General features: G+C 62.0%; 10 protein-coding genes, 1 tRNA gene and 1 pseudogene. 6 read left to right on the top strand and 6 right to left on the bottom strand.

The window, feature by feature from the left end; all coding sequences use genetic code 11:
* Positions 1–56: 56 nt before the first annotated feature.
* Both AC5RUH_RS07020 and AC5RUH_RS07015 read right to left on the bottom strand, forming a co-directional pair.
* Positions 57–341: pseudogene (locus tag AC5RUH_RS07020) on the bottom strand (IS110 family transposase); the annotation flags it as partial.
* Between the two features lie 812 nt (positions 342–1153).
* Positions 1154–3229: an acyltransferase family protein gene (locus AC5RUH_RS07015; protein ID WP_494128231.1), complete on the bottom strand. Its 2076-nt coding sequence runs from the start codon at positions 3227–3229 to the stop codon at positions 1154–1156.
* A gap of 423 nt (positions 3230–3652) precedes the next feature.
* On the opposite strand from AC5RUH_RS07015, the gene AC5RUH_RS07010 reads away from it, so the two are divergent.
* Positions 3653–5032 carry a stealth conserved region 3 domain-containing protein gene (locus tag AC5RUH_RS07010; RefSeq protein ID WP_494128230.1) on the top strand — a complete coding sequence of 460 codons (1380 nt, stop codon included), beginning with the start codon at positions 3653–3655 and terminating at the stop codon, positions 5030–5032.
* Between the two features lie 224 nt (positions 5033–5256).
* Complete coding sequence (locus AC5RUH_RS07005; RefSeq protein WP_494128229.1) at positions 5257–8367, top strand: CDP-glycerol glycerophosphotransferase family protein; 3111 nt, start codon at positions 5257–5259, stop codon at positions 8365–8367.
* Here the strand turns inward: AC5RUH_RS07005 and AC5RUH_RS07000 are convergent.
* Positions 8364–9569: a CDP-glycerol glycerophosphotransferase family protein gene (locus tag AC5RUH_RS07000; protein ID WP_494128228.1), complete on the bottom strand. Its 1206-nt coding sequence runs from the start codon at positions 9567–9569 to the stop codon at positions 8364–8366. The genes AC5RUH_RS07005 and AC5RUH_RS07000 overlap by 4 nt on opposite strands.
* 42 nt (positions 9570–9611) lie before the next feature.
* Entirely contained in the window at positions 9612–12110 is a 2499-nt protein-coding gene (locus AC5RUH_RS06995) for a GH25 family lysozyme (protein WP_494128227.1), read from the bottom strand.
* A gap of 1186 nt (positions 12111–13296) precedes the next feature.
* On the opposite strand from AC5RUH_RS06995, the gene AC5RUH_RS06990 reads away from it, so the two are divergent.
* Both AC5RUH_RS06990 and AC5RUH_RS06985 read left to right on the top strand, forming a co-directional pair.
* Positions 13297–13449, top strand: coding sequence for a hypothetical protein (locus tag AC5RUH_RS06990; protein WP_494128226.1), 153 nt, complete (start codon positions 13297–13299; stop codon positions 13447–13449).
* Positions 13439–14275, top strand: a complete 837-nt coding sequence (locus AC5RUH_RS06985; protein WP_494128225.1) for a GT-D fold domain-containing glycosyltransferase — start codon at positions 13439–13441, stop codon at positions 14273–14275. Before AC5RUH_RS06990 ends, AC5RUH_RS06985 begins: the two co-directional genes overlap by 11 nt.
* Positions 14276–14439: 164 nt before the next feature.
* Here the strand turns inward: AC5RUH_RS06985 and AC5RUH_RS06980 are convergent.
* Positions 14440–14512 (bottom strand) — tRNA-Arg (locus AC5RUH_RS06980).
* A 655-nt stretch (positions 14513–15167) separates the two neighbouring features.
* A complete protein-coding gene (locus tag AC5RUH_RS06975) occupies positions 15168–16022 on the bottom strand; it encodes a hypothetical protein (RefSeq protein ID WP_494128224.1) in 855 nt (284 codons plus the stop codon).
* Positions 16023–16254: 232 nt separating this feature from the next.
* Here AC5RUH_RS06975 and AC5RUH_RS06970 point away from each other — a divergent pair, with 232 nt between their 5' ends.
* On the top strand, positions 16255–16803 hold the full coding sequence (locus AC5RUH_RS06970) for a single-stranded DNA-binding protein (protein WP_494128223.1): 549 nt from the start codon (positions 16255–16257) through the stop codon (positions 16801–16803).
* A 91-nt stretch (positions 16804–16894) separates the two neighbouring features.
* Entirely contained in the window at positions 16895–18577 is a 1683-nt protein-coding gene (gene ettA, locus AC5RUH_RS06965; RefSeq protein WP_493999891.1) for an energy-dependent translational throttle protein EttA, read from the top strand.
* Positions 18578–18604 lie beyond the last annotated feature (27 nt).

Below are 18604 nucleotides of genomic sequence, written 5' to 3'. Positions count from 1 at the left end.
GCGCTCGTGCCAGTACGGCAATGGCCTGGGCCAGTTCCAAATCCCCGAGGCATAGGCCGGTGGGAGTGGCGGTCGGTGCGCAGGATGTTGGCCAGTGCCGCGGCCTCTTGGGCGTCGGATTCCTTGCGAGAGACTGTGCGCCATTCGCGGTAGCGGGCCACGGCCAGGGGGTTGATAACGTAGACGTCCCGACCGCTTGATTGCGGAGCCGCGACGAGGAGGCCGCGTGTGGTTTCGATGGCCATCGGGACGCGGTTTCCAACTTGGTCTCCGTGGGTGCAGAGCAGGCCCAGTAGTTCCGCCAGACCAGCGGCCGTATCTTCAATCCTTTGCGAGGCCACGGCCCTGTTGATCTACGAGTGCGATGTCGTGGTGTCCATCTGCCCATTAACGGGAAGTCCTCATCTGGCTCCCTCACATCCCATTAGGTAAGGGGTGGCGGTGTGCTACCAAAGAGCGCGGATATCATGGCAAGCCTCGGAATCCTAGCCCCGAATCCGGCCTAGCTTCCGATCAAACGGAGAACCGTAGCGACCCATGCGCTATCAAGTCGGTGGCTTCTGTATTAACATGCCGGAGCGGGCTGGGCTACAACATCTGGATATCAGGCTGTGTGAGCGGCTCCCCAGCGGTACGGTGCGGCGTCCCCGGGTCGGGAACCAGCCCAAATTTGCCGCGGTCCGGGGCGCCCGACCCGGGATCAAGTCACGAGCGAAATGGGCATGCAGCCACCGGAAGTGCTCGGAGACCCCGCGCTCATTCTCCTACGGTTCTTGCACCCTGGCCAACGACACGGTGCGGTACAACGGGGTGTTGCTATGGCACTACAGGCGCAGGGCCCTGGTGCCCCACCTGCGGTAGAGAGTGTTTTCATCGAAGTGAAAGAGCAGCCCGGGATAGGCACGGGCACAGAGTGACGCTCCCACTGACCGCTTAGGGGTTAAGCTCGCGCCGCTCGCGCGGCCCGCTTTCTGCGGGCCGTTTTCAAGGCAAAGCGTGCAGTTCTTCCAAGTCCGAGGCCCCGGCTTAGAACCGTCGTTGCACGTCATCATGGCAAGCCAGTGGCGTGCCGGTGCCGTGCTGATACGCGGCCGAAGAAGAGGACAGCATGAAAAACCCCCTCACCTTGCACGACAGTGAGCATTAAGCGTATTTATCGCTGCATAGCCGCCAGTATTGGGCGCTCTAAATACGGTGCAAGCGTCTCTGCGTACGTCGCAGTGATGTGCGAGGCATCGAAATAGGTGACCACAGATCCAACGATTGCCGGACACCTTCCGTCCGCGCAGAAGTATCGATCCATATTCACAGTACTGATCTTGGGATCCTCTAGTTGCAATGCTGCCGTCGTGATCGGGTCCATCCAATGCCATTCATCCGGTGTGCCCGAACATTTATGTGGGTTCCTCTGGTGTTCAGCTAAACAATCAGGAATGGAATCGATTGTATTTCCGGGGAACGGCGGATCCTTAATGACTAGGACGTTAGCGCCGCTGTCAGCCCACTGCGACAAATAATCTCGGTAGCCAGCAATCGCTAGTTCTTCCGTACGGTCCCACGATTCGTTCAGGACTGGGACCGACTGCCGTTCCGACGTTATGATCAAGTCGAAGGATTTCCCCTTCGTTTGGTCCATGACCCAATCGCCGTAGGCGGCGCAATTGGCGGTCTTCTCTGCAGTGTCAAACTGCAGGAGGACAGATGTCGGGTTGCATTGTGAGATTAAAAAGGTTGAGACTGTCCAGTCATTGCGCTCAGCCAGCAATTGCAGCGCGGGTAGCCATTGTCCCGCGTGCGAATTTCCGACAAGCGCGACTTTGGTGGGCCCGTCCCCATACGTGCATACAGGGCGATCCGTAAACGGCTGGTTCGACCAGCAGCCGTCGGCGTAGGCGTCGGATTTGTCGTCTTTGGCCAGCGCTGGCTCGGGCACTACCGGCGCATTGGAATCCGGGACGCATTCGTCAAACCCCTTGGCGATGGCGGCGGCACCAAAACAAGGATCACCGTTATTCACCATGGCAGCGAGCTGTTGTTCAGCCTGTGAGGTGCGGTGGTTAACCTCTGCTAATTGCGCGCCGCCCACTGCCGTGAGGAGCACCATGCCCACTGCAGCGAATCGGTACGTGGGCGCCAGACCATTGTTGCCCGAGGGGAACCGGAAGCGGTCCTCAACGAACGTCTTGCTGAGTCCTGCCAGCACCAGCGTCGCAACCAGAATCAGCGACTTGTCGAGCCAGCCGAGTTCACCGCCGCTGACGTACGGCAGAAGAACGATTAAGGGCCAATGCCATAGGTAAACCGAGTAGGAAACCGCGCCCAGCCATTGGACCGGGCGATTTCGCACAAGGCGGGTGGGGGAAAACCTTCCCTCAGCAGCGGCAAAGATTACCAGCGCGCTGCCCAGGACAGGCAGCAAAGCGGTATAACCGGGGAACGGTGTTGCTCCGGTGTAGAACACTCCCGCCCAAACAATTGCAGCGATGCCGACCCACGCCAGGGCTGCACGCGCGGTACCGGGCAGGTGTTCTGCTACGGCCGGGGCCACCAGTGCCACCAGTCCGCCCATTCCCAATTCCCACATCCGGGTGGGCGTGATGAAGTAAGCGCTGCCGGGTTCAGCAGCAGTGGCGGTTACCGAGAAGGCAAGGGATAGGGCCACGACGGCGGCAACTGCCGCCAGAAGCAGGCGCCGGGCGTTCAACGACCGCTTTCCCGCGAACCAGAACACGACGAGCACCAGAACTGGCCAGAGGAGGTAAAACTGCTCCTCTACCGACAAGGACCAGAAATGCTGGGTGGGAGTCGGGGCGTTCTCCGCGGCCAGATAGTCGACCGAACTGCCGGCCAGCACCCAGTTCTGCACATACAGTGCCGAGGAGATGATCTCTTTGGCCATCGCGCCCCATTGCGTCGGCGGCGCCACCAGTCTCGAAGCGACAGCGGTGGCCGCTAGGACGACGAACGCTGCCGGCAGGAGCCGGCGGATCCTGCGCCCCCAAAACGCAGTCAGCCCATGCCAGTCCATTGGCGGTCGCCTCACCAGATGGGAGGTAATCAGGAAGCCCGAGATGACGAAGAAGACATCCACACCGACAAACCCGCCGGTCAACCGGTCGGGCCACAGGTGGTAGACAACCACCAGGGCCACGGCAATGGCACGTAGGCCCTGGATGTCCAGACGAAGCCCGGTGCCGGCCTTCGCTGGCAGGTTGACGGTTCTAGGCAAGGCTTTTAGAGCGATGGTCGGGCTCCTGGCAATCACATAGGAATAACAACGAACAGTCTATCCAAGAGATTGAGCGCATTCGCGCCACCACACTGTGCGGGAGACTCGGAGAGGGTTGCTAGGCTAGAGCAGACGTTGGCGCCGTGGAGCGGCAGCACGAGGGGTCGTTTAGTAGCAGCGGAAGACGCTGTCGGGAAGGAGCCCATGCTCACCGGACTCAAAGGCCGTGTGGCATCGGCCGTTCCGCAAAGAGTGATACACGCTGTCTTCCAAGCCTACAGCGGCGGCGCTGCCCCGCGCGGTCTCTTCCCCGCCCTCTCGGCTTCGTTTTGTTCTTCAAGACTACGGCGTAGTTCATGTAACTTCCCGCCTCGAGTAGTCCGGAGTGTCGATCGTTTCTCCGCGAAGAACTTGCTTGGGGAAGTGACCGACATCGTCTTGGAAGCGCTCGAGGGGGCCCAAGTGGACCACCGGGTTCTGCGTACTGAAGCTGGCATTCCCACTGTGGTGGACGTCCCTAGCGCTCATTGGTCTTCCGCAGCTGACGCGATCAAATCTGCGGCCGGCGCCCGGCCGTTTTACATCAGGACCAACGACGAAACCAAGCCGGTGACCGCGGAGTGGACGCCAGCGTTATCAACAGTTTTTGAAGCGGTGGGACACAAAAACCGACTCCTGGGCGACCATCAGTTGGGCATCAAGATCGTGCCGCGCGAAGCGGGACGGCCAGAAAAGGGGTTGTTGACCTCTGTCGACTTCCCGATCGACGCGGTGTACACATGGGTGGACGGCGATGACCCCCAGTGGCAGCGCAGCAAAGCACAGATGCTAGCCCAGACGGATCCTACGAGCAGGAATGATACAGCGGCAAACGAAGCGCGTTACGCGTCGCGCGACGAACTGCGCTACTCGCTCAGGTCGCTGGATTACTTCGCCCCTTGGATCAATCACGTGTACTTGGTGACCGCGGGACAGACGCCCCCGTGGCTGGACACGTCCAACAGCCGGATCACGGTGGTGGATCACCGGGAAATCTTTTCTGACGCGAGCGCGTTACCAACCTTCAACTCGCACGCTATCGAGTCCCAGCTGCACCACATTGACGGACTGAGCGAACACTTTCTTTACCTGAACGACGACGTATTCTTTGGGCGGCCGGTGACTCCGGAACTGTTCTTCCACGGCAATGGGCTGGCCAAATTCTTCCTGTCCGAACAGACCGTGGATTACGCGCCAAGTTCGGTGGACGACTTGCCCGTGGACAGCGCGGCGAAGAACAACCGCGCGCTGCTGGAGGCGGCCTTCGGCAGGACTGTGGAGCGCAAGTTTCAACATGCAGCCCATCCGCAACGAGTCAGTACCCTTTCCAGACTGGAACAGGAGCATCCGGAAGAACTTTTCAGGACGCAGCGGAGTAGATTCAGGGATCCGTCTGATCTTTCCGTGACGTCGTCCCTAGCTCACTACTACGGTTTCGCCATCGGTGCAGCTGTTCCCGGGGAACTGTCTTACCGCTATTGTGACATCAACGATCCGTCTGCGCAGGCGAAGCTCCTGCGGTTGTTGCGGCGCAGAGACGCGGACGTGTTCTGCCTCAACGAGGTTGCAAGCACCGGCAAGGATACGCGAAAGGTGGACTCGCTGACCCGCAGTTTCCTGAATGCGTATTTTCCCGTCGCTAGTACTTTCGAGAGCGAACCCCCATGGAATCACGAGCCGGCATCATTCGAGACGCCGTCTCTGCCATCGGTCGGCTTACAGGCAGAGGCGATGCATCGGCGCGGGAAGATTTCCGAGCGCTAAAACTTCAGCAGCGAGGCAGTATTCTGCAGCTGTGGTTCACGGTCTCCGCCCGGATCCAGCCCACGTCCTTGTGGTGCAGGGATTCAGGCAACGTGTGGACGAAAGTGGCCGACTTGTCGGAGGCAGTAGACAAGCCAGGAAGCGAATTTCGGAGTTACAGCGCCCAGTTAGACTTGGCGACTGCGGTGCCCTCTCCAACTGATCCCCGCGAGGAGGGGGAAACCTTGGGACTGTTTGTTCAGTTCGAGGCCTCCGCCAAAGATCTGCCCGGGTTCAGCACCAACATTCATGAGGGCGGACCAGCCGCTATTGGAGCGGTGTCTGCAGGAATGCGCCCCGCAGAGTTCCGGGCGGCGCTAACCGATGGTGCGCTGGCCCGTGACGCGACGACCACGGCGTGGGCTTCGTTAGGGCGCTTTGCTGACACCGAAGTTGGTTCCCTGCGCAGAATCACCACTGAGGTATTCACGGTTGAACCGTACGTCAACCGGCGTGGCCTGGTCTCGTTGGCGGTAAACCGGCAGCTTAAACCCTACAACGCCGTCTACGTGCACCGGCTCAGCGTCAAGGGGGGCACATTAGATTTGCGGGCAACTCTTGTCACCCGACACGGTGAGGCTGAAGCAGTGGAATTGGTGCTGCTTGGGCGTGAGAGTGGAGCCCGCTACACGTCAACCGCCGTATCCGTGTTGGACACCGAGGCGACCCGGCGCAAATACGGGCTCCGTCGGTACAAGGTGCACGCCCGCTTGGACCTGGGCACCATCTCCAGCCAGGACCTGGCCCGCGACCAAATCCTGGATGCATGGTTTGCGATCTATGCCCCAGGCGGAACAGAGCCGCAGCGGGCGCGCATAGGACGCACCAGATATGTGGTCCGGAAGCTCACCCGTCCCGGCTGGCAAGCGCGTGGAGACAAGACGCTGGCAATTACGCCTTACTACACCTTCAAGGCTGAGAACACTTCCTTCCATATCGAATTATTGGACACCGACGCCTTCGAATTCCTGCTAAGGCAGTCCCACAAGAGGCGGTTGCCGGGCCTCGGAGCAGAGCAAAAGCCGGTCTGGCTGGTGGGGGAGCGGCCTTACAAGGCCCAAGACACCGGACTCCATTTCTTCCGCTACATGCGGCGGGAACACCCTGAGATCGACGCCTACTACGTGATCGACCCTGCGTCGCCGGACCTTCGCAACCTAAACGGGCTGGACCACGTAGTGGAGTATCGATCCAAGGAACACTTCGACGTCGCACTGCGGGCAGAACGGTTTATTGGCTCCCATCATCCGGACTTCCTTTATCCAACGTGGCTACCGCACTTTCGCAGAGCAGTGGGCGCAGTCAAGGTATTTCTCCAGCACGGCGTGATGGGAACCAAATGGATGGTGCCCAACTACGGGAAAAACACACACGGATTCGACACCGACCTGTTTCTCGTCAGCTCCGAGAGGGAGAAAGAGTACATCGTCAGCGATTTCGGATACCCGGCCCAGGACGTCGTGGTCACCGGTTTGTCCCGCTTCGACGCCTTGTTCGCCGGTGATGTAGCAGTGCAGCGAAACCAAATCCTGATCTTTCCCACCTGGCGGGACTGGCTTCAACACCCGGATGACTTCGAAGAGTCCGAGTATTTTCGAGAGTGGGATGCGCTGCTGAACGATCCCCGGCTGGGCGCTCTTGTTGATGCGACGCAGTCAGAGGTGGTCTTCTGCCTGCATCCGAACATGCAGCAGTTCCGACACCACTTTGCCGGGGCACCTGCGCGCGTCTTATCCCAAGGTGAGGTTGACGTCCAGTATCTGCTGAAGGAAAGCGCGGTCTTGCTCACCGATTACTCTAGCGTGGGATTTGACTTCAGTTTCCTTGAGAAGCCGGTGCACTATTTTCAATTTGACCGTGAGCGTTTCTTGGGACCGCAGGGATCCCATCTGAACCTGGATGAGGAACTGCCGGGCCAGATTGCATTTGCCCGATCCACATTACTGGACCAATTAGAGTCTACGCTCGGCCGCGGCTGCACGCCGACGACCGAGGACAAGGCCAAGTCGCGCAGATTCCTTACGTTCAGGGACACCGACAATTGCAGGCGCATTTTTGAGGCGGTGGTAGAAGCCCGTCGCGCCGGTCCCGGGTGGAAGAAGGTCATTGACCCGGAATTGGCCGAGCGGTTGTTCAGCAGGTTCCGCCGCAGCCGCTTTTATTTCCCGACGATGCGCCGGATGTTCGCGCTGATTTCAAAAACCCCGTTGCACAACGATTTGCTTGTGTTCGAGTCAGGGCTTGGCAAGCAGTACGCCGACAGTCCGCGCTATATCTACGAAGAGCTGGTGCGGCGCGGGGACACCCGCCGCAAGGTTTGGGTCTATCAAGGTAGGCTGCCAAAGCCCGACCCTTATACGAAAGTGGTGAAACGGCTTTCTCCCGGCTACTACTACTACCTGGCCAAGGCGAAGTACTGGATCAACAACCAGAATTTTCCCCATTACATCCGGCGCCGCAAAGATGCGGTCTTCATCCAAACCTGGCACGGAACGCCCCTAAAGAAAATGGCCCACGATGTGGGCACCGTCCATGGAAGGGACCCGGACTACCTTGCCCATGTGGACGCTGCTGTTCGGCAATGGACGACTCTACTTTCACCGAGTCCCTATGCAACCAAAGTCTTCAGGAGCGCTTTCCGCTTCACTGGGACGATTGTGGAACTGGGGTACCCGCGGAATGACGTTCTCCTGGGCCCCGACGTAGAGCGACGGTCGAGCGCTTTCCGCCGCAAACTTGGTGTTCCCGACGGTAAGCGAGTGGTCCTTTACGCTCCAACTTTCCGGGATGATCAGCCGACAGGCATGGGACACTTTCGCTTTGATGTGCCGTTCCAATTAAATACTTTCAAGGAACGCTTTGGCCAGGACACGGTGCTGCTTTTGCGCATGCACGTGCTGGTGAGCGACGCCATAGAAATACCGGAGGATGTCCGCGACTGTGTGTACGACGTCTCCAAGTTCCCGGATATACAAGAACTTTACCTAGCCAGCGACGCACTGATCACCGACTATTCGTCCGTTTTCTTCGACTACTCCATCCTGCAGCGGCCCATCATCTTCTATGCCTACGACCTGGAAAACTACCGCGACACGCTGCGCGGTTTCTACCTGGACTACAACACCGAACTGCCCGGGCCTGTGACGCAAACCGAGGATGAACTGTTCGACGCGATAGACGAGAGCCGTTCGAGCGACCCTGCGCGCGAGCTAAGGCTCAAGAATTTTGTGGCCAAGTACGCACCGCGCGACGACGGCAACGCCGCGGGACGCGTGGTGGACCGCTTACTGTCTTAGGGCGCCGGCTGTTCCGAGAGGATCCTACCCACGGCGTTAACGAACCGAGCCGTGCTCGCGCCCGGCGTGGTATCGCCGAAGTGATGGGCGATCAGCTGCAGCTGGTCGGGGCTGATTCCGGCCGCTGCGGCCTCGGCCAGCAGCTCCGGCGTTCGTGCCGCCTCGGACTGGTCAATGAGCCTGGTCTTGGCGGCCACGCCCTGTGCGTCGATGTGGGCGCCGGGGTCCGACGGCCTCGTCATGAGCAGGGGCTTCCGGCTGGGAAGCCAATCCAAGGACATGGCAGAGATATCGCAGATGCACAGGTCCGCTTCCGCCATGGCGGCTGAAAAGTCGCCAGCCGTGTCCACCCGGTGGCCCGCTGGCTCCTCCTTCTCCGCGGAGACGATCATCTTTTTGATCTCGTGCAGAGCCGCACGGTGGGCGGCGAGCCTGCTGCCGGTCCGCGGGTGCGGCCGGAAGACCAGCCGGTAGCGGGCATCAGCCAGGATGGAGCAGACAATCTCCCGTCCATGGCTGGTCAGTGAGCCGTACGCCATGGCCGGGCGGTCCCCTTCCCAGGTGGGGGCGTACAGCACGGTGAGACGTCCGCCGTCGTTCTTGGTTTGCGGGGCAGGAGCGGCGAAGTCCAGTTGCGGCCGTCCCACCTCCACCAGATGGGACTCATCAAACCGCCGCAGGGCGGTGAGGATGCGTTCCCGGGAGGCAGGGCCCGCGATGAAGGCAAAGTCGTAGGCCTTCAGCTGGTTGGAGACCATCGACACCTTGTCGCTCTCCCCGTGGCTCAGGTGCACGTGCACCTGAGCCGGCAGGCGGAGGACCGTGAAGTTATCCCGGTTGTTATTGACGTAGAACACCATCCGGACGCCGGCGCGTTCGATGAATGCCTCCACCTCCGCGATGCCCTTGGTAAGGAACACCGGCAGCGGGGAATCAGGAAGCAGCTCCGCGGCCGTGGCTGGCCGGTGGACCAGAACCGCTACCCGGTGGCGCTCCGCCAGCTTCGCCATGGGAGCGAGCCACTGCCTTACCTGATAGGCACTGTCCGGGCCGTCAGCGAAGTACAGGACGCAGTCGAACCGGTTGCCGGCGTCCCCGTTGGCGTCTGCCAGCCGGGTTCGCACGCGGCGTTCCGTCAGCACGCTATTGGCCTCGGTGAGGATCCGGGCGGCGAGAGGCTGAAGGCGGGACGCGATGGGCAACAGTGAATCCTGACGTCGGAGGGGTGGACCTACCTGAACAGCTTAGAGCTTCCCCACGTTGCGCCGTTTGGCCAACCCGTCGTTCGTCATCGCGGTCCCCCGGTAGAGCCACATGGCGCCGGCACCGGTTGTGGCCAGCAAGTCCACCTTGTTGTCGGAGGTCGTGTCACCGGGTCCAAGGATCTGCTTGTACTGTTGCCATCCGCCGCTGCCGATCTGCCGCTCGGCGTTGAACCACGCTCCCGAAGCAGTCTTGGCGGTGCGTCCCTGCCGCAGCCAGAGAGTGCCGTCGGACTTGCTGGCCACGAGGTCGACGGTGCCGTTGCGGTCGTAGTCGCCGACGCCGACAATCTGCGAGTAATGCCAGCCCGTATCGATACGTGTGCGCGAGCCGTGCTGGCCGTTGCCCGGGCCGGCGTACAGCCAGGCGGTTCCGTCCGCGCCGACGCCGAGCAGGTCGTTCTTGCCGTCACGGTTGACGTCGCCCGTGCCTACCAGCCTGGCGAACTGGTTCCACCCGCCCGTGCCGATCTTCACCCGGCGCTTATAGCCTTCGCTGGAACTGCTGACCGTGCCGGTGCCGGCATAGAACCAAAGGATTCCGTTGGTCTGACGGGCCACGAGGTCGTTCTTACCGTCCCCGTTGTAGTCTCCGATCCCGACGATGGAGCTGTAGATGTGCCAGCCGTGCCCGATCCGCTCGGGCGTGCCGAAGCTTCCCTTGCCGGTTCCGCGCAGCAGCCACAGGGTGCCGTCTGCCTTGCGGCCGATCAAATCACTGCGGCCGTCGCCGGTGAATTCGCCCGGTGTGGCCACGGTGTCGAACTGCTTCCAGGTGTTGCTGACCAGCGTCCTGGCGTTGTAGCCCTCGGAGTCGACCATCTGGGTGCCCTTGTAGAAGCCCAACGAGCCCTCGGGGCTGACGGTGAGGAGATCGTTTTTCTTGTCCCGGTCGTTGTCCCATACGCCGACGATGTCTGTGAAGGACCCCCAGCCCCAACCAATCTTGCGGGCAGCGGCGAACGTGCCGGTGCCGGTCTTGCCGGTTGCTGCGTACAGCCACAAGGTTCCGTCTGCCTTGGTTGCCAGGACGTCCGCGCGTCCATCACCCGTGAAGTCCCGGGGTGCGGTCAGCTTTGTATAGCTACCCCAACCGCTAGCGATCTGGCTACGGCTACCGTGCTTCCCGTCGCCGGGAGCAGCGTATAGCCACACAGTGCCGTCCGGCCGTAGTGCCAACAGGTCGTTGGTGCCGTCGGCGTTGAGGTCGCCGGGCCCGATGATGTGGGTGAACCCGTTCCAGCCGCTGCTGCCGATGCGCACGCGTGCCTGGAAGTCACCGTTCCCCTTGCCCTCGTACAACCACAACGACCCGTCAGTCTGGCGAGCCAGCAGGTCGTTCAGTCCGTCTCCGTTATAGTCCCCTGTGCCGATCAGGAGATTGTAGATATGCCAGCCGTCGCCGATGCGGGACGGCGCCTTGAAACCGCCAGCGCCGTTGCCGGGGTAGAACCAGAGCGAACCGTCCGGCCGGCGGGAAACCAGGTCGCCGTTGCCGTCCCGGTCCAAGTCGCCCGGTGCAGCGTAGCGCTGCGTGCGATCCCACGTGACGGTCCGGTTGTAAGCGAAGTTCTGCAGGTCGGTGTAGGAACCCCGCCACACGTTCGAGTCGCCCGAGTAGGGGCCCGTTGAGCTGTACTGCCAGATGTCGTAGGAATTCCATCCAGCCGGCAGCCAGGGCGTTCCGGTGGTGTAGTGCGCGACGTGCAGCGGGTGGTTCTTGAAGGCCGTGCTGTTGCCGGTGCACTTGTTCCACCAGTCCGCGGTGGTGTAGATGGCCGGGAGGCGGCCGGTGCGGGCCTTGATGGTGTTCGAGAAGTCCTTGATCCAGTTGACCATGGCCGTCGGGGACATGCTGTAGCAGGTGTTGCCCAGTTCCGGATAGGGGTTGTATTCGATGTCCAGCAGGGGCGGCAGTGTCTTTCCATCGGCGGACCAGCCGCCGCCGTTGTTGACCATGTAGTCAGCCTGCGCCTTGCCCGACGAGACGTTGGGGATGGCGAAGTGGTACGCACCCCGGATCATGCCGACGTTATAGGAACCGGCGTACTGCGACGGGAACAACGGGTTCTTGTACGACAAGGCCTCGGTTGACTTCACGTAAGCGAACCTGGCCCCGTAGTTCCACTCGGTTTTCCAGTTGACGTTGGGCTGGTGACTGCTGACGTCCATGCCCTGGACCCCGCTGGGTTTCCACTTGGTTCGGCTGAACGAGGGGAGCGCCGCGGGTGCCAGAATGCTGGTTCGTTCGATGTCGAGGACTTCCAGTTGGGCGTCGAGTTCTGCCAGCACTTCCGGCTGTTCCAGCTCCCGCTCGCGTTCCCGGCGCTGCTGGAGCCCTTGGCCCATGTCGGCGCCGTGTTCGCCCTGCAGGGTCTTCAGGAGCTCAAGGAGTTGTTCCTGGCTAAGCTCCTCGATGGGGACTTCGACGGATTCGGGCTTATCTGCCGGGGTCGCGGGTTGGCTGGTTTCTGTTGACAAACTTTGGGCGCCCTCAACCGGGGAGGACGGCGCGGGGGCTTCATCCGACAGGGACATATCCAAGCCCGGCGTTGGCGTAGCGCTCTCATCTGTGGAAGCCCGCACCGAGGGTGAAGGCGTCGCCGTTTCCAGGCCAGAGGCGACAGGTGACTCCAAGGTGGCCCTCTCGGACACCGGCACTAACTCGGCATTGGGTGGCTGGAGGTCCTGGGCAGTTGCCGCCGGGGCCATCAGGAGACCTACCGCCAGGACGAGGGCGATGGCACCGGCTAGGCGTGCTTTTGCCTGCTGTCGGCTGCCGGGGAATATTGAGGGGCTGCGGAAGCTGGGCATGGAATGCTCCGGACGCTAGGGCACGTAAGGCTGGTCAAGGGAGCCGCGGCGTTCGTTCAGCATTGCCGAAGCTTTGGCTCAAGGGCGATCGGGTTAAACGTTAGCAGTAGGCTAGAGGAAAGGGACCTGGAGCGCGCGTGTTTCCTCGGAGCCGGCAAAGGGTTCGCCGAAGCGGCACTGGCGAGGCCGGAAGGCTCGGCTCACCGTCTATCCGACGTAGCCTGTGTGTCAGTCTGGCTAGGACAAGCCGCGGGTGCCGCTTGCAACTTTCCCTAGCCGCCGCACGGTGCCGTTGACCGGCGCGGCGAGAGGGCAGCAGCGCAAGCGCACAAATCGGTGCTGATGGCCCCGCTCATATACCGTCTCGGGGACGCTGGTCGCAATAGCGTCGAGCGAGTCAGTGTGCGCGCCCCGACAGGATTCGAACCTGGGACAGAGAGATTAGGGGGCTGTTAGCGACGGTCGAAAGTTGAGCAACGCCTTCAGAACCCTGCCAGTTGCGGGGGGGCTGAAGGGATACCCTCCTATACCTGCGTGGAAGGACTACGAGCAACGCAACTGTTTCCCCTGCCGCACTACCAGAAAGCTCGCTACAGGCTTGACGAGGCAGCAGCGAAAGTGTCGGGTGTAACTCCTCACTTTGCTTTCCCTCGTTCAGCCCGCGGACTCCGCCTTGAGTGCGACGCGCTCGAAGAACGTCAGGGGTACGAGCAGGGCTACGAGACCCACCGGGGATAGTGTCTCGAGTGTACGTTTACGGCAAGCTGTTAATCATCATGGGCCCCATACGTAGTGCCTGCATTGCTGGTCCGAGAACAATGCGGAGGTGGCTGTTGCGGTAGAGTCATGGCTCATGGAATCCCGCGAACTTTTGAATCTGATCGCTGACTTTGTAGAAACGCGGCAAATGCTGCGCGCAACTGACGCCGCTGACCACGTTGCCGATGAGGTTCTAAACGGGTTTGCAGCCAACTTCGGGCAGGCGGGTTTCGTCAGTGGACGATAAGAAAGCGGACGAACTGATTCGCGAGATACGCACGCTCCGCGCCGAAACGATGAAGACTAAGGCGGCAACAGAGGCAATCTTGAAACTCGCCGCAACGTCCCTCTTCGGTGAGGTTGAAGAGACGCTGGTTAAGCGCCAACTGTCGTTCCTCGAGACGCTTGAACGGGTGCGTAAAGAGCGCTTGAGTTTCGCCCGATTCGGTGACGGCGAGTTCTGGATGATGCAGAAACTTGAGTACAACATCAAGTTCCAGCGGAACTCCCCGCAGTTGCAGGACGCCTTGTTCGGTTCGCTGCGCCGGGCTGCGGCCCACCAAGACAAGATCCTTGTCGGGTTCCCGCACGTCTTCCGGAACACTCACTGGACTGGCGTGCTCGCTGATACTTGGCCGATGGTCAAGAATTTTGTGTTGCAGTTCGAGCGGATAGGTGATAGCCACGTTTCTCGGCCCCTCGCTTTTGAGGCTGTGGGGCAAGCGATCGTGGATGAGTGGCGCTCATTATGGGAGGGTCGGCATGCGCTCATCGTTACTGGCGAAGGGTCGCGATTCGACTTGCATCCGGCACTGTTCAACAACCTCACACGGTGGAGCTTCGAGCATTCGACACCGACAAACGCCTTTATTGACCTGCCGCGCATCACTCAAAAGGTGGTCGACAGCCGTCCAGACTTGGTCATCGTTTCCCTCGGCCCGGCCGGATCCATCCTCGCGGTCGATCTGGCGTTGGCTGGTATTCAAGCGTTAGATATCGGGCACTTGTCTTCCAGCTATGTAAATGTCATGGATGGCGGGCTGTTCCCGGAGGAAGCGCCCGCCATTCGGTGACGGGCTTGGACAGGCATATCTCCACGATTAGAGCCACCAAGTATTCGGGCGGACAACAGTATAAAGCCATCCATCGCGGGGGGCGCCGGTCGCCTGCGTCACGTATTAGAGCATCACGCAAGACTGGGTTCAAAGGGTCCCTGCACTGATCCATCCTTTCCAAGCGCCCCGGACAGGAATCGAACCTGCGACCAAGAGATTAGAAGGCTCCTGCTCTATCCGCTGAGCTACCGAGGCTGGCGGCCGTTTGTTGTCCAATCTCGTGTCTAGTTGGTGCCTGCTGTCATGGACACCAATGCGGCCGATGCTTAGTCTAGCAATTCGTTCGAGGCGCGGCGCCTCCATGAAGCTCTCCTTCGAACACCTGAGCGAATGTCTTCAGTGGTATCCCGCGGATCGCCGGGCCGCGAGCCTTTGGACAGCCTTGCTTTGAGCGCCAGCGCTTGCAGCAAGGCTTGCACCATCTCCGCCTATTCTCCGTGCAAGCAACGTCCTGACCCAGTACATCTAGCTGTCGGACAGAAGGATAGCGCTGCGCGAAATTCCGAAGGTTCTGTGCATCTGCTTTGCTGTGCATCTTCTACAGTCCGTGTGTGATCGCGTGCGCACGCGGACGTTTTTCTATAGCAAGAGTTAAGGCTACCGTCTCGTCGCTTGTGCTCTGCATCAGTAGACTGTCGACTCCTCACTGAACGAGGCGTATATGGGCGGGTGGCGGCGGCCGTAGGGATCCATCGTCGCCTAGAGGTGCGACGCAGTGCCACTGGGAAGAAGGACGTACTGTTCTAATCCCCGTTCCGCCCCGTCGCCGTCGCCCAGGCTGCGCCGTCGGGGCGGGCACAGACTTCCGCGGCTGGGCGTCCGGCGGGCGCCCAGCCGCGGAAGGTACTTGCTACTGGCCGGTTCCGGTGTCGGCGCCACCATCGACCGTGCCGCCCTGCCCATCCAAGCCCTGTTCCGGGATGTCTTCCGGTGCCGGTGTCTGGCTCGGCTCCGGTGCCTGACTCGGTTGCGGGGCAGGCTCGGCAGTCTGGCTTGTTTCCGGGGCAGGAGTTGGGCCCTGTTCGGTGCCGTTAGATCCGCCGCTTCCCGGCTCTTCACTCTCGGTTGAGCTGTTGCCGCCGACCGAGGGATCGTCCGTGGTCACGGCGTCGTCGGCGTCGCCATCTCCAGTCTTCGCGGGCTCCTCGTCCTGCTTGGCCGGCTTGTCCGTTTGATCCGTGGCCTCCTGGTCTCCGCCCAGGGTGCCAAGGGTCGTCTTGTGGGCGCTTGAGGCATGGTCGATACCCGTAGTCGAGGAGACCAGGCTTGAAATCGGCTGGCTGGTGCTGAGCTCCACCGCGGTGATGCTGACCATCGCGATGGCGAAAGCCGCGGCGCTGGCCAGTCCAACCTTGACCCACGTCATCGGGGCGATGGGCTTTCGGGCGGGTTTAGGCTGCGGTTCGATCGGTTCGGACGGGGCGCTGGCGGCCACCTTTTCGACGTTCCGCAGGGCGCTCATTCGAGCCTTAGGGATTTTCTTCATGGCCACAGTGGCGGCCGAACTCAGCGTCCGGGCATAGAGGGCGGCGCCAACGGTGGCGACGACGGAGCCAACCGCGGCGCCGATCAGCGTTCCGGCGACGCCGAGAAAGGACCCCACCAATGCGGAGGTTACCGCGGCCAGCGCCGAGCCAATAGTTTGGGTGCCACTTAGTCCGAGAAGCGGCGTGCGCTTGTCGTCGGCAGCGGAGTCGTCAGCCATTTGATACCTAATCCGGTCGGAGATTATTACGGATAGGTAACGATACCTGCCCGCGGACGGTTCCCGGCACGGCCGCCGTCTGATGGAGACGCTGCTCACACCCGCCCTCCACAAGGACACCGCCCGGCGCCGCGGTGCACATGCCGCGTGGACCGCTTCACCGCAGGTGCTGGAGCCGCGAGGCTCGATGGTGTCGGCAGGGCGCCGGCGCTACAGCGGACGGGAGAAGAGCATGAGCGACTACATTACGGTGCGCGGGACGGTCGGTACCGAGGTGCAGCAGCGGCGCACGCACGGAGGTGATGCCGTGGCGGAGTTCCGGCTGGCTTGCTCGGGGGACTGGCTGAACCGGGAGACCGGCGAATGGGTCAAAGGGCAGACCAACTGGTACACCGTTCAAGCGTTCCGGGGCCTGGCGGAGAACCTGTGGCGCAGCCTGGCCAAGGGCGATCCGGTGGTGGTCAGCGGCAAGCTCAAGCTGCGGCAGTGGTCCACCGAAGACGGGAGGCGCGGCACCGCTCCCGAGATCGACGCCGACACGGTGGGCCACGACCTGCGCCGCGGCTCTGCCTCGTTCACCAAGATCGCTGTGCCGGCTGCATCGCGCGAAGCCGCTGACGCCGGGCAGGGCGGCGCCGACTACCGCGCGATGGCCTTGGCCGGTGCCGGCGCCGGGGGTCCAACGGACGGAGAGTTCGGCCTCGAGCCAGGCCTGGGCGGCAGCGGCGGACACGCCGACGAGGACCGGCAGGAGGAGGCACAGCTACCCCGGGCGAGTTGATGTGTTGCCAGGGGGTCCGAGCCGCCGGGACAGGGGGGATGCGGTGCGGCAGAGTATGTGATCGTGGCGCGCAGCGACTAGCCTTGAGGGCATGGCGGAATTCATTTATACGATGTCCAAGGCCCGCAAGGCCGTTGGCGACAAAGTCATTCTGGACGACGTAAGCATGTCGTTCTTCCCCGGCGCCAAGATCGGCGTCGTCGGCCCCAACGGTGCGGGCAAGTCCACGATCCTCAAAATCATGGCCGGCCTGGACACCCCTTCCAACGGCGAAGCCAGGCTCAGCCCCGGCTACACCGTCGGCATCCTGCTGCAAGAGCCGCCGCTGAACGAGGAGAAGACCGTCCTGGGCAACGTCCAGGAAGGCGTCGGCGAAATCTACGGCAAGATCCAGCGCTTCAACGAGATTTCCGAAGAGATGGCCAGCCCGGATGCTGACTACGACGCGCTGCTCGAGGAAATGGGCAAGCTGCAGGAGGCCATCGACGCGGCCGACGCGTGGGATATCGACTCCCAGCTGGAGCAGGCCATGGACGCGCTGCGCTGCCCGCCGGGCGACGCCGACGTGACCGTGCTCTCCGGTGGTGAGCGGCGCCGCGTGGCACTGTGCAAGCTGCTCCTGCAGAAGCCCGACCTGCTGCTGCTCGACGAGCCCACCAACCACCTCGACGCCGAAAGCGTGCTGTGGCTCGAGCAGCACCTGAAGTCCTACCCGGGCGCCGTCCTCGCCGTGACCCACGACCGGTATTTCCTCGACCATGTGGCCGAATGGATCGCCGAAGTGGACCGCGGCCACCTCTACCCGTACGAGGGCAACTACTCCACGTACCTGGAGAAGAAACGCGCCCGGCTCGAAATCCAGGGCAAGAAGGACGCCAAGCAGGCCAAGCGCCTGACCGAGGAACTGGACTGGGTGCGGTCGAACGCCAAGGGCCGCCAGACCAAGTCCAAGGCCCGTCTGGCCCGCTACGAGGAAATGGCTGCCGAGGCCGAGCGCACCCGGAAGCTGGACTTCGAAGAGATCCAGATCCCGCCGGGTCCGCGGCTCGGCCAGCTGGTCATCGAGGCCAAGGACCTGTTCAAGGGCTTCGGCGACCGCGAGCTGATCAAGGACCTGTCCTTCTCGCTGCCGCGCAACGGCATCGTCGGCGTGATCGGCCCCAACGGCGTCGGCAAGACGACCCTGTTCAAGACGATCGTCGGACTCGAACCGCTGGACGGCGGGGAGCTGAAGATCGGCGATTCCGTCAAGATCTCCTACGTGGACCAGTCCCGCGGCGGCATCGACCCGAATAAGACCCTGTGGGAGGTCGTCTCCGACGGGCTCGACCACATCCAGGTCGGCCAGGTCGAAATGCCGTCCCGCGCCTACGTCTCCGCGTTCGGCTTTAAGGGCCCGGACCAGCAGAAGAAGGCCGGCGTGCTTTCCGGCGGTGAGCGCAACCGGCTGAACCTGGCGCTGACCCTGAAACAGGGCGGCAACCTGCTGCTGCTCGATGAGCCGACCAACGACCTGGACGTGGAAACGCTCTCCAGCCTGGAAAACGCGCTGCTGGAATTCCCCGGCTGCGCCGTGGTGGTCTCGCACGACCGCTGGTTCCTGGACCGGGTGGCCACGCACATCCTGGCCTACGAGGGCACCGAGGAAGAGCCGGCGAACTGGTACTGGTTCGAGGGCAACTTCGACTCCTACGAGCAGAACAAGGTCGAGCGGCTCGGCCCGGACGCGGCCAAGCCGCACCGGGTCACGCACCGCCGCCTGACCCGCGACTAGCACGGACAAAGAGAACGGCCGGGCCCC

The organism is Arthrobacter sp. Y3223166, from assembly GCF_059090935.1.
The sequence above is the reverse complement of the archived record's forward strand: the minus strand, read 5'-3'. Positions and strand labels throughout refer to the sequence as shown.